Source organism: Streptomyces antnestii (assembly GCF_004005495.1).
Classification (GTDB): Bacteria; Actinomycetota; Actinomycetes; order Streptomycetales; family Streptomycetaceae; genus Streptomyces; species Streptomyces antnestii.
The window spans coordinates 296,330-319,610 of sequence record NZ_RZYA01000003.1; the positions used below are offsets into that span (position 1 = coordinate 296,330).

At 71.5% G+C, this 23,281-nt stretch carries 18 protein-coding genes; 7 read left to right on the plus strand and 11 right to left on the minus strand.

Features of this window, described 5'->3' with window-relative positions; translation table 11 throughout:
* Positions 1-2: 2 nt before the first annotated feature.
* Complete coding sequence (locus EOT10_RS09260; protein ID WP_127827604.1) at positions 3-827, minus strand: maleylpyruvate isomerase family mycothiol-dependent enzyme; 825 nt, start codon at positions 825-827, stop codon at positions 3-5.
* Between the two features lie 175 nt (positions 828-1,002).
* Here EOT10_RS09260 and EOT10_RS09265 point away from each other — a divergent pair, with 175 nt between their 5' ends.
* The gene (locus tag EOT10_RS09265; RefSeq protein ID WP_127827605.1) at positions 1,003-1,800 is read left to right on the plus strand and encodes a carbon-nitrogen family hydrolase; all 798 of its coding nucleotides are present in this window, start codon (positions 1,003-1,005) and stop codon (positions 1,798-1,800) included.
* Between the two features lie 23 nt (positions 1,801-1,823).
* Here the strand turns inward: EOT10_RS09265 and EOT10_RS09270 are convergent, their stop codons facing one another.
* The 3 genes from EOT10_RS09270 to EOT10_RS09280 all read right to left on the minus strand — a co-directional run bounded on the left by EOT10_RS09270 (position 1,824) and on the right by EOT10_RS09280 (position 4,323).
* Positions 1,824-2,318, minus strand: a complete 495-nt coding sequence (locus EOT10_RS09270) for an LURP-one-related/scramblase family protein (protein WP_127827606.1) — start codon at positions 2,316-2,318, stop codon at positions 1,824-1,826.
* 53 nt (positions 2,319-2,371) lie between these two features.
* Positions 2,372-3,247, minus strand: a complete 876-nt coding sequence (locus EOT10_RS09275) for a YhjD/YihY/BrkB family envelope integrity protein (RefSeq protein ID WP_127827607.1) — start codon at positions 3,245-3,247, stop codon at positions 2,372-2,374.
* 83 nt (positions 3,248-3,330) lie between these two features.
* Positions 3,331-4,323: a GlxA family transcriptional regulator gene (locus EOT10_RS09280; protein WP_127827608.1), complete on the minus strand. Its 993-nt coding sequence runs from the start codon at positions 4,321-4,323 to the stop codon at positions 3,331-3,333.
* Positions 4,324-4,375: 52 nt separating this feature from the next.
* Between EOT10_RS09280 and EOT10_RS09285 the strand changes: the two genes are divergently transcribed.
* Both EOT10_RS09285 and EOT10_RS09290 read left to right on the plus strand, forming a co-directional pair.
* Positions 4,376-4,801 (plus strand): cupin domain-containing protein, encoded by a 426-nt coding sequence (locus tag EOT10_RS09285; protein ID WP_127827609.1) that lies wholly within the window; start codon positions 4,376-4,378, stop codon positions 4,799-4,801.
* 15 nt (positions 4,802-4,816) lie between these two features.
* A complete protein-coding gene (locus EOT10_RS09290; protein ID WP_127827610.1) occupies positions 4,817-6,610 on the plus strand; it encodes an NHL domain-containing thioredoxin family protein in 1,794 nt (597 codons plus the stop codon).
* 6 nt (positions 6,611-6,616) lie between these two features.
* On the opposite strand, the gene EOT10_RS09295 is transcribed toward EOT10_RS09290, so the two are convergent.
* The 4 genes from EOT10_RS09295 to EOT10_RS09310 form a co-directional block, all read right to left on the minus strand.
* A complete protein-coding gene (locus EOT10_RS09295) occupies positions 6,617-7,348 on the minus strand; it encodes a DUF4232 domain-containing protein (protein ID WP_127827611.1) in 732 nt (243 codons plus the stop codon).
* A 106-nt stretch (positions 7,349-7,454) separates the two neighbouring features.
* Positions 7,455-10,352, minus strand: coding sequence for an AfsR/SARP family transcriptional regulator (locus EOT10_RS09300; protein ID WP_127827612.1), 2,898 nt, complete (start codon positions 10,350-10,352; stop codon positions 7,455-7,457).
* A 162-nt stretch (positions 10,353-10,514) separates the two neighbouring features.
* Complete coding sequence (locus tag EOT10_RS09305) at positions 10,515-11,849, minus strand: M18 family aminopeptidase (protein WP_127827613.1); 1,335 nt, start codon at positions 11,847-11,849, stop codon at positions 10,515-10,517.
* A 175-nt stretch (positions 11,850-12,024) separates the two neighbouring features.
* Positions 12,025-13,851 carry an acyl-CoA dehydrogenase gene (locus EOT10_RS09310; RefSeq protein ID WP_127827614.1) on the minus strand — a complete coding sequence of 609 codons (1,827 nt, stop codon included), beginning with the start codon at positions 13,849-13,851 and terminating at the stop codon, positions 12,025-12,027.
* A gap of 194 nt (positions 13,852-14,045) precedes the next feature.
* On the opposite strand from EOT10_RS09310, the gene EOT10_RS09315 reads away from it, so the two are divergent.
* From EOT10_RS09315 to EOT10_RS09325, 3 genes are all read left to right on the plus strand, one after another.
* Positions 14,046-14,513, plus strand: a complete 468-nt coding sequence (locus tag EOT10_RS09315) for an SseB family protein (RefSeq protein WP_127827615.1) — start codon at positions 14,046-14,048, stop codon at positions 14,511-14,513.
* A 120-nt stretch (positions 14,514-14,633) separates the two neighbouring features.
* Positions 14,634-15,602, plus strand: a complete 969-nt coding sequence (locus tag EOT10_RS09320) for a pirin family protein (protein WP_127827616.1) — start codon at positions 14,634-14,636, stop codon at positions 15,600-15,602.
* Between the two features lie 76 nt (positions 15,603-15,678).
* Positions 15,679-16,827 (plus strand): AI-2E family transporter, encoded by a 1,149-nt coding sequence (locus EOT10_RS09325; protein ID WP_127827617.1) that lies wholly within the window; start codon positions 15,679-15,681, stop codon positions 16,825-16,827.
* Here EOT10_RS09325 and EOT10_RS09330 read toward each other — a convergent pair.
* Positions 16,716-18,953: a SpoIIE family protein phosphatase gene (locus tag EOT10_RS09330; protein WP_127827618.1), complete on the minus strand. Its 2,238-nt coding sequence runs from the start codon at positions 18,951-18,953 to the stop codon at positions 16,716-16,718. The two genes, EOT10_RS09325 and EOT10_RS09330, sit on opposite strands and share 112 nt — an antisense overlap.
* Before the next feature lie 133 nt (positions 18,954-19,086).
* Here EOT10_RS09330 and aspS point away from each other — a divergent pair, with 133 nt between their 5' ends.
* The gene (gene aspS, locus EOT10_RS09335; RefSeq protein WP_127827619.1) at positions 19,087-20,856 is read left to right on the plus strand and encodes an aspartate--tRNA ligase; all 1,770 of its coding nucleotides are present in this window, start codon (positions 19,087-19,089) and stop codon (positions 20,854-20,856) included.
* A 68-nt stretch (positions 20,857-20,924) separates the two neighbouring features.
* Here aspS and EOT10_RS09340 read toward each other — a convergent pair whose 3' ends face one another.
* Both EOT10_RS09340 and metG read right to left on the minus strand, forming a co-directional pair.
* A complete protein-coding gene (locus EOT10_RS09340; RefSeq protein WP_127827620.1) occupies positions 20,925-21,368 on the minus strand; it encodes a hypothetical protein in 444 nt (147 codons plus the stop codon).
* 106 nt (positions 21,369-21,474) lie between these two features.
* Positions 21,475-23,187: a methionine--tRNA ligase gene (gene metG, locus EOT10_RS09345; RefSeq protein WP_127827621.1), complete on the minus strand. Its 1,713-nt coding sequence runs from the start codon at positions 23,185-23,187 to the stop codon at positions 21,475-21,477.
* Positions 23,188-23,281: the final 94 nt, after the last annotated feature.

The following is a 23,281-nucleotide window of genomic DNA, read 5'->3' on the forward strand; positions in this document are numbered from 1 at the left end:
ACTCACGGCGTGACGACCATCGCGTTCACGATGGCCGCCGCCAGGTCCGGATCGCCCTCGATCTTCACCCTGTCCCCCGCGCCCTCCGGCGTGATCCGCCCGCAGGCCAGCCGGACGAACGTCTCCCAGTCGAGGGAGAGCGTCACGGCGGGGCCGAGCGAGGGCGCGCCGTCGATCGTGCCGCGCCCCTCCGCGTCCACGCGGACCGTGCGCAGGAACTCGACGGGGCCGTGCACATCGATGACGACCGCGGAACTCGGCGGCGCCGACGCGTCCTTGGCGACGATCTTCGGCAGCACGGCGAGCAGCATGTCGCGCGTGACGTACGCGCCGGGGGAGTCGATGTTGCCGGGCCGGTTCAGCGCGACGCGCAGGTCCTGTTCGTGCACCCAGATGTCGAACGCGCGCCTGCGCATGGCGTATTCGAGGGTCTCCTCCACGGCGCGCGGGCCGCGCACGATCGTGTCGGGGGCGCGCGTCTCGTTCCGCAGCTGACGGGAGCGGCGGATGATCGTGTACTCCAGCTCGGAGACCATCTCCGGCGCCGTGTGGTGGCGGCGCACGTCGACCTGGACCTCCTGGTAACGCTGCGCGTCGGTCTTCACGTGGTACAGGTCGCGGGGCAGGCTGTGGATGGGCCGGGGGTCACCCAGCATCTCGCAGTCCACGCCGATGACATGGGACACGATGTCCCGCACCGACCAGCCGGGGCATGGGGTGGCCCGGTTCCACTCGCCCTCCACCAGGGGCGTCACCAGCTCGGATATCGCTTCGACGGAATGGGTCCAGGCATCGGCGTAGGACTGAAGACTGGGGTGGAGACTCACGGAACGGGACCCCTCGGGCGGTTGTGTCGCGGGCAGTGGGTGTCTTGGAACGTTCTGGGGGTCCGGGGGGCTCCCCCGGAAATGCACAGTACGCTGCCAGCAGGCACCCCGGCAGTGCTTTCGTGTGACGATCGTAGGCCCGTAGAGACGGCTCGAATGCCAGGACGGTGGTAGTGTGCGCGCCTCGCTCATCCAGATCCGTGTAGACGCTGACGAATCGGTCGATTCCCGTAGGCTGCGCGCCGCTTCGATGGTGCGGGATCAGGCCGGGTCGGCCGACCTCGTCGTCCTCCCCGAGCTCTGGACCACGGGCGCCTTCGCCTACGAGGCTTTCGCCGCCGAGGCGGAGCCGCTGGAGGGCCCCACGTACGAGGCGATGGCGAAGGCCGCGAGCGACGCGGGCGTCTGGCTGCTCGCGGGCAGCATCCCCGAGCGTGACCCGGAGGGCCCGCTCTACAACACCGCCCTCGTCTTCTCGCCCGACGGCGAACTCGCCGCCGCCTACCGCAAGATCCACCGCTTCGGCTTCGACAAGGGCGAGGCCGTCCTGATGAGCGCGGGCGGCGAACTCGTCACCGTACGCCTGCCGGAGACCGTCCTCGGCGTCACCACCTGCTACGACCTGCGCTTCCCCGAGCTGTACCGGGGCCTCGTCGACCGGGGCGCCGAAACCTTCGTCGTCTCCGCGGGCTGGCCCGAGCGGCGCCGCGAGCACTGGACCCTGCTCGCCCGGGCCCGCGCCGTCGAGAACCAGGCGTACGTGCTCGCCTGCGGCACCGCCGGTACGCACGCGGGGGTGGAGCAGGCCGGGCACAGCGTCGTCGTGGACCCGTGGGGCGAGGTGCTCGGGGAGGCGGGCGCCGGCGAGGAGGTGCTCACCGTCGAGTTCGACGCGACGGCCGTCGCCGGGACCCGCGAACGCTTCCCGGCACTCAAGGACCGCCTCCTGGGCCTGGACCCGCCCCGCCGCTGACGCCTTGTCGGGCCCTTTACGCCTCAGTCGTCCCCGCGTTCCTTCTCCGCCAGGTGGATCACGCAGACCGCGACGGCGATGAGCAGCGCGGGGTCCGCGTCCTCACGGATGACGTCGACGCCGTACGTGTCCCGCACCCGCAGCCAGCGCCGCGAGATGTGGGCGAGCATCTCGCCGTCGTACTCGACGACGAACTCGCGGTCCAGGATCTTGCCGCTGACGTCGAGTACGGTGCCGTCGACCAGCTCGACCCGGTAGTGGTTGCGCAGCAGGGACAGGCGCTTGCGCTTGATCCTGGCGAGGGCCTCGTCGCCCCGTTCGATGACCATCGTGTCGCGCAGGGCGAACATCTTCTCGTGGATGTCGATGAGCACCCGCCCGTCGGGCCCCTTCAGCTGGAAGGTGTCCCGCAGCCGCATCGCCTTGCCGTCGACGAGATAGGCCTTGTGGCCCTGCTCGTCCTCGATCCAGTAGTCCTCGCCCACGGCGAAGAGCCGCTCTCGAACCTCGTATCTCATACGTCGTAGCGTGCCCGGACCGCGCGCCGGAACTCCTGCCGGAACTCGCCCGGTCACCCGGGCGGCGGTGTCCCGAGCCGGCGCGCCAGCGGCGGCTCGTGCGCGAGGACGTACCCGGCGGCGATCCCCAGGCAGACGACCGTGAACAGCGCGATGAGCCACGACAGCAGAGTGAGCACCATGCCGAACGGGCCGAACGCGGACAGCGAACGGTCCAGCGTGCGCGGCATGTAGAAGCGCGACGCCCACGCGAGGGCGACCACACCGACGCCGGTCAGGACGGCGCCCGGCAGCAGCGGCAGCCACGTCACCCGGCCGCCCAGCAGCAGATGCTGCGTCCACCACCACAGCAGGGTGCTCGACACGGCGGACAGCGGCAGCCCCAGCCAGGCACCCGCCCCGAACCCGTCCCGCAGCAGCCCCTGGACCACGAGCGCGGACAGCCAGACGAGCAGCCACACCACCCACCGCCACGCGATGAGCCGCAGACCCGCGGGCGGCACGTGCCAGGACCGCTCGCACACGCGCTGCAGGGCGCGGCTGCACGCGGTCGCCGACAGCAGCGTGACCACCACGCCGACGGACCCCGAGGTCTCGCGCGCCGTCTGGTCGGTCGTCCCGAGGACCTTCCGCACCTGGTCGAGCGCCGACCCGGAGAGCCCGAGCGCGTACGTGGCCGAGGCGACGAGCTGGTCGCGTACGGACGACGGGGCGAACGCGGCGAAGACGAAGAGCACCGGGATCGCCGTCAGGAACGCCTGCGCGGCGAGCCGCGTCGAGGAGTCCAGGAGGCTCACGTCCACCATCTGCCGCATCATGCGGCTGATGAACGGCAGCTGCTCCCGCAGCCCGGCGGCCCACGCCCTCCCCCACCGCGCGACCGTGGCCAGCTTGCCGGCGAGGCCGCCGCGTGAACTGTCGTCCGTCATAGCTGCCAAGCGTCGGCCACGCACGGCCCTGGGACACGTTGCCGGGCGGCGGGGTGGGCCGTACGGGTGAGGGCCGTTGCGGGTCAGCGCGATGCCGGGCCGAACCTCCTGCGGTACGCCGACGGGCTGAGGCCGGTCTCGCGGCGCAGGCGCGCCCGCAGATTCGCGGCGGTGCCGAGCCCGCTGCGGGCGGCGACCACGTCGAGCCGTTCCTCGCCGCGTTCGATGAGGCGGCAGGCCAGGGCGACCCGTTCGCCGGTGAGCCAGGCCAGCGGGGTGGTGCCGAGTTCGGTGCGGAAGCGGCGGTGCAGGGTGGCCGGGCTGACGGCCGCCCGCGCCGCGAGATCCGCCACGCTCACCGGCTCCCCGAGCCGTTCCTGCGCCCACACGAGCAGCGGCGCCAGCGACTCGTCCCGTACCGCGGGCACGGGCCGCTCCACGAACTGCCGCTGCCCGCCGTCCCGGTGAGCGGCGAACACGAGCCGCCGGGACACGGCGTTGGCGATCTCGGCGCCGTGGTCACGCCGTACGACGTGCAGCCCCAGGTCGAGCGCGGACGCGCTGCCGGACGCCGTGAGGATGTCCCCGTCGTCCACGAACAGCACGTCGGGTTCGAGGCGCACCTCGGGGAAGCGGGCGCGGAAGGAGTCCGCCCACATCCAGTGGCACGCGGCACGGCGTCCGTCGAGGAGGCCCGCCTCGGCGATGGTGAAGGCACCGGAGCAGAACCCGACGAGCCGGGCGCCCCGCGCGTGCGCCCGCCGCACAGCGTCGAGGACGGCGGGCCGCCGGGGCACGTCGGTGTCGGGCCGGTTGGGCACGATCAGGGTGTCGGCGGAGTCGGCCGCGTCGAGGCCGGCCACGTCCGTGAGCGTGAAGAACCCGTCCCGCATCACCGTCCGCCTGCCCGGCGAACAGAGCCGGAAGTCGTACAGCTCACGCCCGAGTTCGGGCCTGCGCAGGCCGAAGACCTCGATTGCGCAGGACAGCTCGAAGGGGTTGGAGTTCTCGTCGACGATCACGACGACGCGGTGCGGTGGCCGTGCGTGCGACTGCTGCGAGGATTCTTTCGCCATGTGCGATTTCTAGCACTCGTGCCGGTGTCGGGACCGGGGACAGGATCGGCGTATGACCACCCGCGAGAACACCCCGACGCCCGTCCGCGAGAACACCCCGATCGACCTCGGTGAGGCCCTGGCCTCCTTCGACGCCCTGTGGAGCCCTCGCATCGTCACCCGCGTCAACGACTACGACGTCCGCGTCGCGAAGGTCGAGGGAGACCACGTCTGGCACGTGCACGACGACACGGACGAGTTCTTCCTCGTGGTCGACGGCGAGCTGACCATCGCCCTGCGCGAGCCCGCGGGCGAGCGCGACGTCGTCCTGCCCCGGGGTTCGGTCTTCACGGTCCCGCGCGGCACCTGGCACAAGCCGCGCTCCCCGAAGGGCGCCGCGATCCTCCTCCTGGAACCGACCGGCACGCCCACGGTCGGCGACCGCCACGACGAGGTGCCGGATCATGTGGACGCCACCACAGGACACGCTCTCGGCTAGTGGCACCCTTGACCCATGAACGATGTCGCCCCCGCACCCCGTCGCGCCCGCGTCCGCGCCCCCGAACTCATCGGCAAGGGTGGCTGGATCAATACGGGCGGCAAGCAATACACCCTCGCTGACCTGCGGGGACGCATCGTCATTCTGGATTTCTGGACATTTTGCTGTGTGAATTGCCTGCACGTTCTCGACGAGCTGCGTGAGCTCGAGGAGAAGCACCGGGACACCGTCGTGATCATCGGTGTGCACTCGCCGAAGTTCGTGCACGAGGCCGAGCACGCCGCCGTGGTCGACGCCGTCGAGCGGTACAACGTCGAGCATCCCGTTCTCGACGACCCCGAGCTCGCGACCTGGAAGCAGTACGCCGTGCGGGCCTGGCCCACGCTCGCGGTGATCGACCCCGAGGGGTACGTCGTCGCGCAGCACGCCGGCGAGGGGCACGCCCACGCCATCGAGAAGCTGGTCGAGCAGCTGGAGGCCGAGCACGAGGCGAAGGGGACGCTGCGCCGCGGCGACGGCCCGTACGTGGCGCCCGAGCCCGTCGCGACGGATCTGCGGTTCCCCGGCAAGGCGCTTCTGCTGCCGTCGGGAAATCTGCTGGTCTCCGACACCACGCGGCACCAGCTCGTCGAGATGGGGGCCGATGGTGAGACCGTCGTGCGGCGGATCGGCGGGCCCGGGGTGTTCAACGAGCCGCAGGGGCTCGCCCTGCTCGACGACGCGACCGTCGTCGTGGCCGACACGGTGCACCACTCCCTGAAGGCCGTGGACCTCGCGAGCGGTGACGTCACGACGCTCGCGGGCACCGGCCGCCAGTGGTGGCAGGGGGCGCCGACCAGCGGCCCCGCCCTGGAGGTCGACCTGTCGTCGCCGTGGGACGTCGCCGTGTTCGGCGGCAAGGTGTGGATGGCCATGGCGGGCGTCCACCAGCTGTGGACGTACGACCCGGAGACGAAGAGTGTCGAGGTCGCGGCCGGGACGACGAACGAGGGTCTGGTCGACGGGCCGGGGGCGGAGGCCTGGTTCGCGCAGCCGTCCGGGCTCGCGGCCACCGAGGAGCGGCTGTGGGTGGCCGACTCGGAGACGTCGGCGCTGCGGTACGTGGATGTGGACGGCGTCGTGCACACGGCGGTCGGCACCGGTCTGTTCGACTTCGGGCACCGGGACGGGGCGGCCGGACAGGCGCTGTTCCAGCACCCGTTGGGTGTCACGGCCCTGCCGGACGGCTCGGTCGCCGTCTCGGACACGTACAACCACGCGCTGCGCCGCTTCGACCCGGCGACCGGTGAGGTCACCACCTTGGCGACGGATCTGCGGGAGCCCAGTGACGCGGTGCTCGTGGGCGACGACATCGTCGTGGTGGAGTCGGCGCGGCACCGGCTGACGCGGCTTCGGCTGCCGGAGGAGGCCGTGCGGGTCGAGTCCGTGGCCCACCGGACGCAGCGCGCCGCCACCGAGGTGGCGGGCGGGAAGCTCCGGCTCGATGTCATCTTCCAGGCGCCGGCCGGGCAGAAGCTCGACACGCGCTACGGGCCCTCGACCCGGCTCCTCGTCTCCTCCACGCCGCCCGAGCTGCTGGTGTCGGGTGACGGGGCGGGCACGGATCTCGCGCGTGAGCTGGTCCTCGACGCGAATGTGCCGGAGGGCGTCCTGCATGTGTCGGCGATGGCCGCCTCGTGTGACGACGACCCCGCCAACGAGTACCCGGCCTGCCACGTCCACCAGCAGGACTGGGGCGTGCCGGTCCGGCTCACCGAGGGTGGCGCGGACCGGCTGCCGCTGGTGCTGGCCGGTATGGATGAGGCCTAGGGCGGGTCAGTTGGCGTACGGGCGGCGGGTGTTCCAGGAGAGCACCTCGATGCCGTCGGCCATCTTGCCGGCGTACTCGACCTCGCCGGGCGTGACCAGCTTGACGTTCTCGAGCGAGTCGTCGGAGTTGTTCATCTGGAGGGACAGGCGGATCGACTTGAAGTAGTCGTCCTCCGCCTTGACGTCCTGGATGACGGCGATCGCGGAGTAGACCCGGCCGCCCGGCTGCACGAGGATCGGCTGGGCGGGCTGCTGGTCGTCCTTGGCGAGCGGCACGTCGCCGTTGGCGTCGCCGGGGGTGACGACCGGGAACTTCTGCACGGTGCACGCGGTGGCGGAGCGGTTCTCGGCCGTGATGAGCAGGTGGTCGCCCTGCTGCTCGGGGTTCTCGCGCTTGAGGGAGTAGTCGAGGTAGCCGACCTTGCACTCGGGGGCCGCCTTCGACGCCGTGCCGCCCTTCGCGCCGGAGCCGGAGCCGCCGGTGGAGCTCTTGCCGGTGGTGGCATCCTTCGCGCCGGCCGCGGAGGCGTCCGTGCCGCCGGACGTCTTCGACGAACCGGCGTCGGAGGAGCCGCCGGTGTTCTTCGCGGCGGAGTCCGTGGCCGTCCTGCCCGAGGAGGCGGCGCCCTCGTCCTTGGTGCCGGAGCCGCTGCCGTTGCAGGCGGTGAGGGACAGGCTCAGGGCCGCGAGGGCGGCGACGGCGAGGGCGGTGCGGGAACGGTTGCGGTGGGCGGTCATGGTGGGGCTCCCCGTGTTGCGGTCTGCTGTGTGGTCAGCGTGGTCTGCGCCGTTTCGGTGCTGACTTCAGCTTCGGGGGTGCCTCTGTCGATCGGCTTGCGCCGCGCTAACGATCCGCTGGCAACCGTTCGAGGACCTTCCGCGCGGCCGCCGCACCCTGCTCGAACCCCTCCTTCTCCGCCGTCCGCAGTGCCTGTCCGAGCAGGTCGGCGGCCTCGTCGGGCCGTCCGAGCGCGGCCAGCGCCTCGCCGCTCGCGGTCTGCAGCAGTACCCGCCGGGCGGCCTCGTCGGGCGAGGTCAGGTCGAGGGCCCGTACGGCGTGCGAGAGGGCCGCTTCGTGGGCGCCCGTGTCGAGGCAGTGCCGGGCGAGGTGGTGCAACGCCAGCGCCTCCGTGGGCGGGTGCTTGACCTGTACGGCGAGGGTGACGGCGCGGGACAGGAGCAGCCCGGCCCGCTCGTGCGCGCCGTTGCCGTTGAGGGCGACCGCGAGGTTGACGCAGGCGATGGCCTCGCTGGTCACGTCGCCGGCGCGGGCCGCGAGTCCGGGGGCCTCTTCGAGGTGGACGAGGGCTTCGTCGTCCCTGCCCTCCTCGTGGAGGACCCAGCCGAGCAGGGCGCGGGCGCGTGACTGGGCGTCCGGGTCGTCCTCGTGCTCGGCGGAGGCGAGGCACTGTTCGAGCAGCGGGACCCAGCCGTCGCCGACCTTCTGGAGGATCACCGGCCACAGCAGGAGGGCGATGCGCCAGGCCCGGTCGTGCAGTCCTGCGGCGGCGGCCGCGGTGACGGCGCCTTCCAGGCCCGGCCGTTCGGCCTCGTACCAGGCGAGCGCGGCCGCCCGGTCGGTGAACTCCCTCACGGCGTGCGGGGGACGGACGTCGGCGGGCAAGGCGCAGCAGGGCTTGCTCTCGGGGTGGGCGGCGGCGGCCGCGTCGAGGGCGGAGTGCAGGTAGTGGTCGAGCAGGCGGCCGAGGGGTTCGGCGGCGGGCTCGGGGGTGAGGGTGCGGGCGTAGAGGCGGACCAGGTCGTGGGGGGTGCGGCGGCCTTCGGCCGATTCGGTGACGAGGTGGGCGGCGGCGAGCCGGGACAGGGCGGTGTCGGCCTCGTCGGGGGTGGTGCCGGTGAGGGCGGCGGCGGTGTGGCGGTCGAGGCCGGTGCCGGTGTGCAGGCCGATGAGGCGGAACAGTTCGGCGGCCGGCGCCGGGAGGTGACGGACGGTCAGGCGCAGCGCGGCGGAGACGCCGGTGTCCTCGATGTCGAGGAGGCCGAGGCGGCGGTGTTCGTCGGCGAGCTCACCGGCCATCGCGTCGAGGGCGGCGCGGGGGCGTTCGGCGAGGCGGGCGGCGGTGACGCGCAGGGCGAGCGGCAGCCCGTCGCACAGGCCGGCGAGTCGTTCCGCGGCGACGGGTTCGGCCGCGACGCGCTCGTCCCCGAGTACGGCGGCGAGGAGCCCGGCGGCGTCGCCGGGAGGCAGCGGGTGCAGGGGTACGGGGGTGGCGGCGTCGGACGCGATGAGGCCGCCGAGCCGGTCCCGGCTGGTGATGAGGGTGGCGCAGTGGTCGCCGCCGGGGAGCAGGGGGCGGACCTGGGCGGAGGTGCGGGCGTTGTCGAGGACGACGAGGAGGCGGCGCCCGGCGGCGAGCGAGCGGTAGAGGGCGCCCATCGCGGCGGTGGTCTCGGGGATGCTCCGGGACGGGACGCCGAGCGCGAGGAGGAACTCGCGCAGTACGGCGGGGGTCTCGGGGGCGGGGGTGTCGCTGAAGCCGCGCAGGTCGGCGAAGAGGACTCCGTCGGGGAACCGTGTCTCGCGGGCGTGGCGGCGGTGCGCCCAGTGCACGGCGAGGGCGGTCTTGCCGACGCCGGCGGGCCCGGCGAGCAGGCACACGGGCGCGTCGTCGCCGGTCAGCACCCGGTCGAGGGCGCCGAGTTCGGCCTCCCGGCCGGTGAAGCCGCGGGGGAGCCGGGGGAGGAGATTGGGCGGGGGGAGATGGGGCGAGGGGACGAGACTGCCGGTGGGAGGCGCGGGGGCGTCGGCGACGGCTGCGTCGGGGCCGGGGGCGGAATCCGGTACGGATACGGATACGGGTCCAGCTACGGGTACGGGTTCGGCCGCTGAGCGTGACGCCGCGTCAGCCGTCGCCTCCGCCTCCGCCGCCGTCTCCGCCTCGGGCCGCTCGTCCGTCACCGGCACCGTCACTGTCAACGCGTCCGCGACGGGCACCGGACGCGCGGGCCCCGCGAACGCGGCCTGCGGGGGCGGCTGCACCGACGGCGTACCCAGGATCGTCCGGTACGCCCCCGCGAGGACCGGCCCCGGATCGACGCCCAGTTCGTCGGCGAGGAGCCGGCGTGTGCGGTGGTAGTGGTCGAGGGCGTCGGACTGGCGCCCAGAGCGTCCGAGCGCGAGGACGAGGGCGGCGGCCAGTGACTCGCGCAGCGGGTGGGCCACCGCCTCGGGGCGCAGGACGGCCGCGGCCCGGGCGTGCTCGCCGAGCTGCCCGTACGCCTCGGCGAGGCCCTCCACGGAGGCGATGCGCAGTTCTTCGAGGGCGAGAGCGGCGGCCTCCAGGGGCGCGCTGCGTACCGTGCCGGTGAGGGCGGGGCCCTGCCACAGGGAGAGGGCCTCGCGCAGCATCTGGACGGTGTCGGCGGGCCGGTGCTGGAGCCGGGCGAGGGCGACGAGTTCCTCGAAGCGGTGGGCGTCGAGGAGGGTTTCGGGCAGCTGGAGCGAGTAGGCGGAGCCCTGGGTGGTCAGCCGCACCCCGTACATCTCGGCGTCGTGCGCGGCGAGCAGGGCCCGCAGCCGGGAGACGTGGCTCTGCAGGACGGCCTTGGCGTGGAGGGGCGGCTCGTCCTCCCACAGGGCGGCGATGAGCTGCTCGACGCGGACCACGCCGCCCGGTCGCAGGAGCAGCATCGCGAGGAGCCCGGAGCGTTTGGCGGGGCCCAGCGGCAGCTCGCCGGTCTCTGTCGTGACGGCGACGGTACCGAGAATCCTGAACTCCACGCCCGGTGCCCTCCCCCGGCCCCCGACCCCCTTGATCGCGCACGCCCGTAGCGCGATTTTACGGGGCCGGAGAGGGGCGCCAGGTCAGCGGTCCACGATCTGGCCGAAAGGGTGTCCCGCCCCTGAACCAGCCCCTGAACCAGCCCCGAACCCGCCCGGAATTCACCCCTCCAGGAACGCCACCAGCGCGTTCGCGAGCAGGTACGGGTCGTCGGCGGCGCACAGTTCGCGGACGCTGTGCATCGAGAGGATCGCGACGCCGATGTCGACGGTCCTGATGCCGTGCCGGGCGGCCGTGATCGGGCCGATCGTGGTGCCGCAGGGCATGGAGTTGTTGGAGACGAACGACTGGAAGGGCACGCCGGCCTTCTCGCACGCGGCGGCGAACACGGCGCGGCCCGAACCGTCCGTGGCGTAGCGGTTGTTGACGTTCACCTTGAGGATGGGGCCGCCGCCGGCGCGGGGGTGGTGGGTCGGGTCGTGGCGCTCGGCGTAGTTCGGGTGCACGGCGTGCCCGGTGTCGGAGGACAGACAGACGGTCCCGGCGAAGGCGCGCGCCTTGTCCTCGTACGAGCCGCCGCGCGCGAACACCGAACGCTCCAGGACGCCGCCGAGCAGCGGGCCGTCGGCGCCGGTGTCGGACTGGGACCCGTTCTCCTCGTGGTCGAAGGCGGCGAGGACCGGGATGTAGGGGAGGCCGCCGGTGGCGGACACGGCGGCGAGCGCGGCCGTTCCCGCGTGCACGGACAGCAGGTTGTCCATGCGGGGTCCGGCGACGAGTTCCTTGTCGCGGCCGAGGTAGGAGGGCGCCTCGACGGGGTGGGTCATCAGGTCCCAGCCGGCGACGGAGCCCTCGTCGAGGCCGTACTCCTCTTCCAGGAACCGGATCAGGTCGCCCTCGTGGACGTCGTCGCCGAGGCCCCAGATGGGCTGCATGTGCTTCTGCTTGTCGAGCTTGAGGCCGTCGGTGTGGACCGAGCGGTCCATGTGGATGGCGAGCTGCGGTACGCGCAGCAGGGCGCGGTCGACGTTCACGAGCCGCGTCGAACCGTCCCGCAGGGTGAGCCGGCCGGCGAGGCCGAGGTCCCGGTCGAGCCAGGAGTTGAGGAGCGGTCCGCCGTAGATCTCGACGGCGACCTGCCGCCAGCCCTGGGAGCCCATGTCGGGCAGCGGCTTGACCCGCAGGTTCGGCGAGTCGGTGTGCGCGCCGACGATACGGAACGGGGTGTGCGGCGCGGCGTCCTCGGGGACGTACCAGGCCACGATCGCGCCGCCGCGCGTCACGTACTTGCCGCCCGTCGTCCCGTCCCACGCGTCGGTCTCGGCGACCTGGCGGAAGCCGGCCTTCTCCAGGCGCGCGGCGGCGTTCGCCACGGCGTGGTACGGCGAGGGGCTGGCCGCGAGGAAGGACATGAGGTCGTCGGTGTGGCCGCGGTCGAAGCGGGCGCTCGTGGCGCTCGCCGACAGGGCGGGGTCGGTAGACGGGAGGGCGCTCATGCGGGCCAGCCTAACGAGCGTTTCCGGCCGGACGCGCGGCGCTGAGCGGAACCGGGCGAGCCCAGGTCAAAGGCGGTCGATCCCGGTGAGGTCGCTGCGGGGCCCGTAGGGGTGGACGACAGAGCCGCCACCCGAACGGGTCGGGTGGCGGCTCTGGTTCTCAGCGTGCGGAGGACTAGAACGCGGCCTCGTCCAGCTCCATCAGGTCGAGCTCGACCTTCTCGGAGAGGCGGCGCTCCAGGCCGACGCCCGGCAGGACGTTCGCGGCGAAGAACTTCGCGGCGGCGATCTTGCCCTGGTAGAAGGGCACGTCCTTGGCGGAGGCGGTCTCCAGCTTCTCGGCGGCGACGGCCGCGCCGCGCAGCAGCAGGAAGCCGACGACGACGTCACCGGAGGCGAGGAGCAGGCGGGTGGTGTTGAGGCCCACCTTGTAGATGTTCTTGGTGTCCTGCTCGGTGGCCGCGAGGTCGGTCAGCATGACGCCGACGATGGCCTCGAGCTCGACGGCCGCCTTGGCGAGCGCGTCGCGGGCCGGGGCGAGGGCCTCGCCGCCGGTGCCGACCGCGAGGAACTGCTTGATCTCCTCGGCGAGGCCGTTCAGCGCGGCGCCCTGGTTGCGGACGATCTTCCGGAAGAAGAAGTCCTGGCCCTGGATCGCGGTGGTGCCCTCGTACAGGGTGTCGATCTTGGCGTCGCGGATGTACTGCTCGATCGGGTACTCCTGGAGGTAACCCGAGCCGCCGAACGTCTGGAGCGACTGCGCCAGCTGCTCGTAGGCCTTCTCCGAGCCGTAGCCCTTCACGATCGGCAGGAGCAGGTCGTTGAGGGCGTGCAGCGTGGACGCGTCCTCGCCGTTCGCCTCCTTGACCTGGATGTCGTCCTGGACGGCGGCGGTGTGCAGGACGAGCGCGCGCATGCCCTCCGCGTACGCCTTCTGCGTCATGAGCGAGCGGCGCACGTCGGGGTGGTGCGTGATGGTGACCTTGGGCGCCGTCTTGTCCATGAACTGGGCCAGGTCGGGGCCCTGGACGCGCTCCTTGGCGTACTCGAGGGCGTTCAGGTAGCCCGTCGAGAGCGTGGAGATCGCCTTCGTGCCGACCATCATGCGGGCGAACTCGATGATGCGGAACATCTGGCGGATGCCGTCGTGCTTGTCGCCGATCAGCCAGCCCTTGGCGGGGTGCTGGTCGCCGAACGTCATCTCGCAGGTGTTGGACGCCTTGAGGCCCATCTTGTGCTCGACGTTCGTCGCGTAGACGCCGTTGCGCTCGCCCAGCTCGCCGGTCTCCCAGTCGAAGTGGAACTTCGGGACGAGGAAGAGGGACAGGCCCTTGGTGCCGGGGCCGTGGCCCTCGGGGCGGGCGAGGACGTAGTGGAGGATGTTCTCCGACATGTCGTGCTCGCCGGACGTGATGAAGCGCTTCACGCCCTCGATGTGCCAGGAGCCGTCCTCCTGCTGGACGGCCTTCGTGCGGCCCGCGCCCACGTCCGAACCGGCGTCCGGCTCGGTCAGGACCATCGTCGAACCCCACTGCCTCTCGACGGCGATCTCGGCGACCTTCTTCTGCGCCTCGTTGCCCTCCTCGAAGAGGATGCCGGCGAACGCCGGGCCCGAGGAGTACATCCAGATCGCCGGGTTCGAGCCGAGCAGCAGCTCCGCGTACGCCCAGATGAGGGAGCGCGGCGAGGTGGTGCCGCCGATCTCCTCGGGGACGCCCAGACGCCAGTACTCGGAGTCCATGAAGGCCTGGTACGACTTCTTGAAGGTGGCCGGGACCGGCGCCGTGTTGGTCTTCGGGTCGAAGACCGGCGGGTTGCGGTCGGCGTCCGCGAAGGACTCGGCCAGCTCGTTCTCCGCGAGGCGCGCGACCTCGTCGAGGATGCTCTTGGCGGTGTCGACGTCCATCTCCGCGAACGGGCCGCTGCCGTACAGCTTGTCGCGCCCGAGCACCTCGAAGAGGTTGAACTCGATGTCGCGGAGATTCGACTTGTAGTGCCCCATGGCGACGGCTCCGTTTGGCTGGGAAGCGGAATCTGGATCTTCGTAAACACGCACTACTAGCAAGTAGCAAGCACCTACGATGATGCTACCCGCCGGTAATAAGACGCAACCCCTGACGGGTCAATGTGAGCAGGGTCTACCCCGGACACCCGGGAAAGCCCACCGGGCCGTCCCCGCTCGGTACGCTGGCCCCCATGTACGGCTACGACCAGACCGCGGGACCCGGGCAGCAGTACGCGCCTCCGCAGCAGGGCATGCAGGGCGGGTACGGCCAGCAGGCGCCGCCGCTCTATCCGGAGCCGTCGCCGCCGTCCCTCGCCGACGCGGTCCGCGCGTTCACCACGGGCTCGATGGCCGCCGAGGACTTCCAGCAGATCTTCGCCACGTCCAAGGTCTACTGCCCGCGCGGCGACAACCCGGGATTCCTCGCGCTGCACAACACGCAGCAGCCGGTCATCCCGATGTTCACCTCGCTCAAGGAGCTGCGCCGGTACGCCGGCAAGGAGTCCAAGTACTTCGTGATCACCGGCGCCGAGGTCATCGACCTCCTGCCCACCGGGTACGGCTTCGTCCTCGACATGGAGGGCGAGCACCGGATGGTCTTCGATGCCAAGGCGGTCGAGCAGATGGTCGACTTCGCGATGCGCCGCATGTACGGCTAGATGCCGCCGGTACGCACAGGCATCACGAACGCCCGGAGGGAATTCCCTCCGGGCGTTCTGCGTTCCGGGTGGCAGAAAGTTCTACGTTCAACTAAAGTCGAAGCACAAGGAGGTCCCGACATGCCTGCAGTGACCGTAGAAAACCCGCTGACCCTGCCCCGTGTGGCCGCGTCCGCCGATGCCGTGGCACGCCCCGTACTGGCCGTGACGACGGCGCCGAGCGGATTCGAGGGTGAGGGATTCCCGGTGCGTCGCGCGTTCGCCGGGATCAACTACAAGCACCTCGACCCGTTCATCATGATGGACCAGATGGGTGAGGTGGAGTACGCGCCCGGAGAGCCCAAGGGCACCCCGTGGCACCCGCACCGCGGCTTCGAGACCGTGACCTACATCATCGACGGAACCTTCGTCCACCAGGACTCCAACGGCGGTGGCGGCACCATCACCAACGGCGACACCCAGTGGATGACGGCCGGCAGCGGCCTCCTGCACATCGAGGCGCCGCCGGAGGCGCTCGTCATGTCCGGCGGGCTCTTCCACGGCCTCCAGCTGTGGGTGAACCTCCCCGCCGCCGACAAGATGAAGGACCCCCGCTACCAGGACATCCGCGGCGGCCAGGTCAAGCTCCTCACCACCGCCGACGGCGGCGCCCTGCTGCGCGTCATCGCCGGTGAGCTCGACGGCCACGAAGGCCCCGGCATCACGCACACGCCGATCACGATGGTCCACGCGACCGTCCGCCCCGGCGCCGAGCTGACGCTGCCCTGGCGCGAGGAGTTCAACGGTCTCGCGTACGTCCTCGCCGGACGCGGCACCGTCGGCACCGACCGCCGTCCGGTCCACATGGGCCAGACCGCCGTCTTCGGAGCGGGCTCCTCGCTGACCGTCCGCGCGGACGAGACGCAGGACTCCCACACCCCGGACATGGAGGTCGTGCTCCTCGGCGGCCGGCCCATCCGGGAGCCGATGGCGCACTACGGTCCGTTCGTCATGAACACCCGCGACGAACTCCAGCAGGCGTTCGACGACTTCCAGGCGGGACGCCTCGGCGTCATCCCCGGTGAGCGGATCCCGCACACCGGCGGCTGAGCCGAATCTGATGCAGCGTCACCCGCGTGGCCCCGTCCGGAAGGTCGGGGCCACGCGCGCGTGATGGCCTGGTCGGGTGCACACAGGTACTGGTAAGCCGCTTCTTCCCGAACCAGCCCGCCGCGCCGCCGCCTGGTGCGCCGTCGCGCTGCTCGTCACCGGGGTCGCGGCCGTTGCCGTCTGGCTGTGCATCGTCCTCAGGACCGCCGTCACACCCCTGCTGCTCGCCCTGCTCGGCACGGCCCTGCTCGGCCCGGTGCACGGCTGGCTGGTCCGCAGGAAGCTCAGCCGCGCCCTCGCCGCCGTCCTCACCTGCGTCACCCTCGTCGCCGTCGTCGGCGGCGCCGGCTACATCGTCGTCAAGGCGCTCATCGACTCCGCGGAGCAGATCGTCGACTCGGTGCAGCAGTCCGGCGACTGGATCAAGCAGCACCTCGGGATCACCGCCGCCGACGACCTCGGATCCGCCGCCGGCAGCCTCAAGGACCTGGTGGCCAAATGGGGCGCCAAGGCCGCGAGCGGGGTGCTCGCCGGGCTCTCCGTCCTCGGCTCGCTCCTCGCGACCAGCGTGCTCTCCCTGCTGCTCACGTTCTTCTTCCTCAAGGACTCCGACCGCGCCGCGGGCCTCGCCCACAGCATCGCGCCCGGCCCCGCCGGGGACACCCTGGAGGCGATCGGACGGCGCGCCTTCGGAGCCGTCGAGGGCTTCATGCGCGGGACCACGTTCATCGCGCTCATCGACGCCGTCTGCATCACCGTGGGCCTGCTGATCCTGCGGGTGCCCGGCGCGGTCGGGCTCGGCGCCCTCGTCTTCGTCAGCGCGTACATCCCCTACCTGGGAGCGACGCTCTCGGGCGCGGTGGCCGTCCTGGTGGCGCTCGCCGACCGGGGCCTGGTGATCGCCCTGTGGACGCTCGGCGTCATCCTCGCCGTGCAGCAGCTGGAGGGCCACATCCTCCAGCCGATGATCCAGTCCCGCACCGTGCAGATACACCCCGCGATGGTGATGCTGGCGATCACGGCGGGCGCCTCCGTCGCGGGCATCCTCGGCATGCTGCTCGCGGTACCGGTGACGGCGGCGGCCTTCGGGGTGATCGGCGAGCTGCGGGGGCGCTACTCGGCGGGCGGGGGCCCGTCGGCGCCGCCGGAGGACTCACCCGAGCCGTCGGGGGATTCGCCCGAGCCGTCGGGGGACGCTCCCGAGCCGTCGGCCGACGGCTCGTAGAGCTCGAACCAGATGCTCTTGCCCTCGCCCCGCGGGTCCACGCCCCAGCGGTCCGCGAGCAGCTCCATCAGGACGAGGCCGCGCCCGGACGAGGCCAGCTCGCCGGGATGGCGCTTGTGCGGCAGGTCGTCGCTGGCGTCGGCGACCTCGGCCCGCAGCCGGCGCGCGGCGGGCCCGCCGGAGACCTCCGCGACCAGGAGCGCGTCGCCGTCCGTGTGGACCAGGACGTTGGTGAGCATCTCCGAGATCATCAGGACCGCCGAGTCGACCTGGTCGGCGTCGGCCCAGTCGTGCAGCAGCTGGCGCAGCTGCTGGCGGGCGGCGCCGACCCGCTCCGGCTCGGCCTGGGCCACGGTCATCACGGTGCGGCGCGCGGGCAAGGGAGCCTCGGGCCGGCCCGTCCTCGCCAGGAGCAGCAGCGCGATGTCGTCCTCGCGCCGGTCGGCGAGCGGGCCCGTCGTGTAGTGCGACGTGGGCCCGTGCACGGCCTGGACGAGCGCGTCGGCCAGCTCCTCCAGGCGGTCGGGCCCGCCGGCCGCTCCCTGCTCCTCCAGGATGCTGCGGATCCGCTTCCAGCCGGTGTCGAGGTCGTGCCCGCCGGTCTCCAGGAGGCCGTCGGTGCAGATCAGCAGGGTCTCGCCGGGCTCCAGGGTGAGCCGGGTCGTGGGGTAGTCGGCGTCCGGGTCGACCCCGAGGGGCAGCCCGCCCGCGGTGGGCCGCAGCAGCACCGTCCCGTCGGGCATCCGGATCGCGGGGTCGGGATGGCCCGCACGGGCGATCTCCAGGATGCCGGTCTTCGGGTCGGCCTCCACGTACAGGCAGGTCGCGAAGCGCGGGTCGCCCGCCTCCGCGCCGACGTCCTTGCCGGGGCCGCCCGAGGAGCCGTAGGTGAGGGAGTCGGTGACGCCGCACAGGAAGCGGGAGGTGCGGGAAAGGACGGCGTCCGGGCGGTGCCCCTCGGCCGCGTACGCCCGCAGCGCGATCCGCAGCTGTCCCATCAGGCCGGCCGCCCGCACGTCGTGCCCCTGCACGTCACCGATGACGAGCGCGATCCGCCCGCTGGGCAGCGGGATCATGTCGTACCAGTCGCCGCCGACCTGGAGGCCGCCGCCGGTCGGCACATAGCGGGCGGCGACGGTCATCCCCGGGATCTCGGGGCCGAGCGTCGGCAGCATCGAGCGCTGGAGTCCGTCCGTCAGCGCCCGCTCCGACTCGGTGATCCCGGCGCGCGACAGGGCCTGCGCCAGCATCCGGGCCACCGTCGTGAGCACGGAACGCTCGTCGGGCGTGAACGACACCGGGTAGGCGAACCCCGCCATCCAGGTGCCGATGGTGCGGCCCGCCACCACGAGCGGCAGATACGCCCACGACTGCCGCTGGAAGCGCTGGGCCAGCGGCCACGCGGCGGGATAGCGCAGGCGGTACTGCTCGGGCGAGGACAGGTAGACGGCGCGGCCCGTGCGCACCACCTCGGCGGCCGGGTAGTCGGTGTCCAGGGGCATGTCCATGAAGGGCCCCTCCTCGCCCGGCTCGTGCCCGTGGTGCCCGACGACGGTGAGCCGGTCGCCGCCGGCGCCGAAGACGGCGAGCCCGTCCGGTGAGAACCCCGGCATGGAGAGCCCGGCCGCGACCCGCAGGACCTCCTCCGTGGACCCGGCCTCCGCGAGCGCCCGCCCGGCGTCGAGCAGGAACGCCTCGCGGGAGCGCCGCCAGTCGCCGGTGACCGGCGTGCGCGCCGCCGAGCCGGGCGTGGGCTCGCTGACCTCCTGGAGTGTGCCGATCAGCTCGTAGGCCTGTGAGTCGCCGTGCACGACGGGCTTGGACCGGCTGCGTACGGTCCTGATGACCCGGCCGTGCTCGTCCATGATCCTCAGCCGCGCCTCGGCGAGGGTGCCCTCGGCGACGGCGAGCTGTACGACGCCGTCTATCTCGTTCCAGTCGACGGGGTGGAAGCGGGACCGTACGGCGGCCTCCGTCAGGGTCACCCGGCGTTCGGGCAGGCCGAGGAGCCGGGCGGCCTCCGCGTCGAAGGTGACCAGCCCGGCACGGTTGTCCCACCGCCACACACCGGTGTCGAGGGCGGCGAGGACGTCCCCCACGGGCGGCAGGGGGTCACCAGTGCGCATGGCCCCACTCTAAGAAGAGGTGATCGTGGACGGCCACCGAGACTATTCGCCAAGCGATCACGGGGCGGCCGGTACCCTGGGGTATTCCGGCATGCCCGGCCAATCCCCAATCGCAAAGACTGGATGAACGACGATGCATCGGTACAGGTCCCACACCTGCGGCGAGCTCCGCGCCTCTGACGTCGGATCCGACGTCCGGCTGAGCGGCTGGCTGCACAATCGGCGCGACCTGGGCGGCATCCTCTTCATCGATCTGCGTGACCACTACGGGATCACCCAGCTCGTCGCCCGCCCCGGCACCGCGGCCGCCGAAGCCCTCGACAAGCTGACCAAGGAGACGGTCGTCCGCGTCGACGGCAAGGTCGTCTCCCGCGGCGCCGACAACGTCAACCCCGAGCTGCCCACGGGCGAGATCGAGATCGAGGCCGCCGAGGTCGAGGTGCTCGGCGCGGCCCAGCAGATCCCGTTCACGATCAACGCGGACGACGGGGTGAACGAGGAGCGGCGCCTGGAGTACCGCTTCCTCGACCTGCGCCGCGAGCGCATGCACAGGAACGTCATGCTGCGCTCGGCGGTCATCTCCGCGATGCGCCACAAGATGACGGCGCTCGGCTTCAACGAGATGGCGACGCCGATCCTGAGCGCCACCTCCCCCGAGGGCGCCCGCGACTTCGTGGTCCCCTCCCGCCTGAACCCGGGCAAGTTCTACGCGCTGCCGCAGGCGCCGCAGCAGTTCAAGCAGCTGCTGATGATCTCCGGCTTCGACCGCTACTTCCAGATCGCGCCGTGCTTCCGCGACGAGGACGCCCGCGCGGACCGTTCGCCGGGCGAGTTCTACCAGCTCGACGTGGAGATGTCCTTTGTCGAGCAGGAGGACGTCTTCCAGCCGATCGAGAAGCTGATGACCGAGCTCTTCGAGGAGTTCGGCGGCGGCCGCCACGTCACGTCGCCGTTCCCGCGGATCCCGTTCCGCGAGGCGATGGCCAAGTACGGCTCGGACAAGCCGGACCTGCGCGTGCAGCTCGAACTGGTCGACATCTCGGACGTGTTCGAGGGCTCCGAGTTCAAGGCGTTCGCCGGGAAGCACGTGCGCGCGCTGCCCGTCCCGGACACCGCGTCGCAGTCCCGCAAGTTCTTCGACGGCCTCGGTGACTACGCGGTCGAGCAGGGCGCGAAGGGCCTCGCCTGGGTCCGCGTCGCCGAGGACGGCTCCCTCACGGGCCCGATCGCGAAGTTCCTCACCGACGAGAACGTCAAGGTCCTCACCGAGCGCCTCGCCCTCAAGGCCGGCCACGCCGTCTTCTTCGGCGCGGGCGAGTTCGACGAGGTCTCCAAGATCATGGGCGCCGTCCGTGTCGAGGCCGCCAAGCGCGCCGGGCACTTCGAGGAGGGCGTGTTCCGCTTCTGCTGGATCGTCGACTTCCCGATGTACGAGAAGGACGAGGACACCGGGAAGATCGACTTCTCGCACAACCCGTTCTCCATGCCGCAGGGCGGTCTTGAGGCCCTGGAGACCCAGGACCCGCTGGACATCCTGGGCTGGCAGTACGACATCGTGTGCAACGGCGTGGAGCTGTCCTCCGGCGCGATCCGTAACCACGAGCCCGAGATCATGCTCAAGGCCTTCGAGATCGCGGGCTACGACCGTGACACCGTCGAGGAGCAGTTCGCGGGCATGCTGCGCGCGTTCCGCTTCGGCGCCCCGCCGCACGGCGGGATCGCCCCCGGCGTCGACCGCATCGTCATGCTCCTCGCCGACGAGCCCAACATCCGCGAGACCATCGCGTTCCCGCTCAACGGCAACGCGCAGGACCTGATGATGGGCGCGCCGACCGAGCTCGACGAGACCCGCCTGCGCGAGCTGAACATCCAGCTCCGCAAGCCGGTGGCCGACAAGAAGTAGCGCGCACCGCGCACCTGGAAGGGCCGGAACCCGTTCACGGGTTCCGGCCCTTCTGTCTGCCCGGCGGGCTACGTGTCGTACGACCCGTCCCACGGCTCGCCGAAGCCGAGGCGGTCCGGGTAGAGCTCCACCCAGTCGTCGTCCTCGACGATCAGGCCGAACACGACGCCGTCGACGGCGCGCCGGAAGGGGCGGACGGCGATGTCGCCGAGGGTGCGGCCGGGCACGCCCGCCAGGAGTTTGTCCAAGTGGGCGTGGGCCTCGGCGAGTTCGGCGCCGCCGGCCCAGGTCCCCGCGCACCAGATCTCCGAGTCGCGGTACCTGCCCGCGGCGTCGAACGTGTGGAGCACCGCGTAGAGCCGCTTGTGCTGCTCCCAGCCGTCGTCGGGGCGGTAGCCCTCGGGGAAGGCGTAGGTGACCGTGGCCAGGAACTGGCCGTCCGCGTACCGGCCGATGGTGGCGGTGCGGTGGTCGGGATCGTGGGCGATCGGGATCGTCGCGGGAACTGACATGGCGAAACTTTCTCATCGCAGGTCGTGGACATGCCAGCAGGGGGTACGGGAAAGGGGTGCGGGGACCGTCCGGCTCCCGCACCCCTTTCTCACAGTCATGCCCTGGTTACTCCGGAGAGCCGCCGAAGCGCTCGCGGTAGGACTCCAGGTCCTCCTCGGTGATCTTCGCGAAGAGCACCGGCGGGACCGTGAAGGCCGTGCCCGCGGGCACCGTGTTCAGAGCCGTGGCCTGCTCGGCGGTGACCCACGTGGCCGTGTCGCCGGCCAGGTCGAACGCGCCGCGCATCGCCTTCGACGAGGCCGGGATGAACGGCTCGGAGACGACCGCGTACAGGTGGATGAGGTTCATCGCCGTACGCAGGGTCAGGGCCGCGGCCTCCGGGTCGGCCTTGATCTCCAGCCAGGGGGCCTTCTCCTCCAGGTAGGAGTTGCCCGCGGACCACAGGGCGCGGAGCGCGGCCGCGGCCTTGCGGAACTGGAGGGCCTCCATCTGGGACTCGTACTCGGCGAGCAGCGCGGAGATCTCCGTGCCCAGCTTCGCCTCCGCCTCGCCGGCCTCCTTGCCCGCGGGCACCTCGTCACCGAAGCGCTTGCGGGAGAAGGACAGGACGCGGTTCACGAAGTTGCCGAGAGTGTCGGCGAGGTCCTTGTTCACCGTGGCCGTGAAGTGCTCCCACGTGAACGAGGAGTCGTCCGACTCGGGGGCGTTCGCGATGAGGAAGTAGCGCCAGTAGTCGGCGGGCAGGATCTCCAGAGCGGCGTCCGTGAAGATGCCGCGCTTCTGCGACGTGGAGAACTTGCCGCCGTAGTACGTCAGCCAGTTGAAGGACTTGAGGTAGTCGACCTTCTTCCACGGCTCGCGCACGCCCATCTCCGTGGCCGGGAACATGACGCTGTGGAACGGGACGTTGTCCTTGGCCATGAACTGCGTGTAGCGCACGTCGTCGGCCTTGTACCACCACGACTTCCAGTCGCGCTCCGCCGGGTTCTGGTCGGCCCATTCCTTCGTCGAGCCGATGTACTCGATCGGGGCGTCGAACCAGACGTAGAAGACCTTGCCGTCGGCGGCCAGCTCCGGCCACGTGTCGGCCGGGACCGGCACGCCCCAGTCCAGGTCACGGGTGATCGCGCGGTCGTGCAGGCCCTCGGTCAGCCACTTGCGGGCGATGGAGGAGGCCAGCTGCGGCCACTCGCCCGCCGTCGTCGCGATCCACTCCTCGACCTCGACCTGCAGCTTCGACTGGAGCAGGAAGAGGTGCTTCGTCTCGCGGACCTCCAGGTCCGTGGAGCCGGAGATCGCCGAGCGCGGGTTGATCAGGTCGGTGGGGTCGAGGACGCGGGTGCAGTTCTCGCACTGGTCGCCGCGCGCCTTGTCGTAGCCGCAGTGCGGACACGTGCCCTCGACGTAGCGGTCCGGCAGGAAGCGGCCGTCGGCAGGCGAGTACACCTGGCGGATCGCGCGCTCCTCGATGAAGCCGTTCTCGTTGAGCCTCCGCGCGAAGTGCTGCGTGAGCTCCGCGTTCTCCGGGGACGAGCTGCGGCCGAAGTGGTCGAAGGCCAGCTCGAAGCCCTCGTACACGGCCTTCTGCGCGTCGTGCGCCTGCGCGCAGAACTCGGCGACCGGCAGGCCCTGCTCCTTCGCGGCCAGCTCGGCGGGCGTGCCGTGCTCGTCGGTGGCGCAGATGTACAGGACGTCGTGGCCACGCTGGCGGAGGTACCGGGAGTACACGTCCGCCGGGAGCATGGACCCCACCATGTTGCCCAGGTGCTTGATTCCGTTGATGTACGGAAGGGCGCTGGTGATGAGGTGTCGAGCCATCGGGGGCTGCTCCCAAGTCGCTGCGTGCGGTGGTGACGGTGTACGTCAGTCGAATCAAAGAATCGTATCCGACACGGCGGGGCCGCCCCTCCCC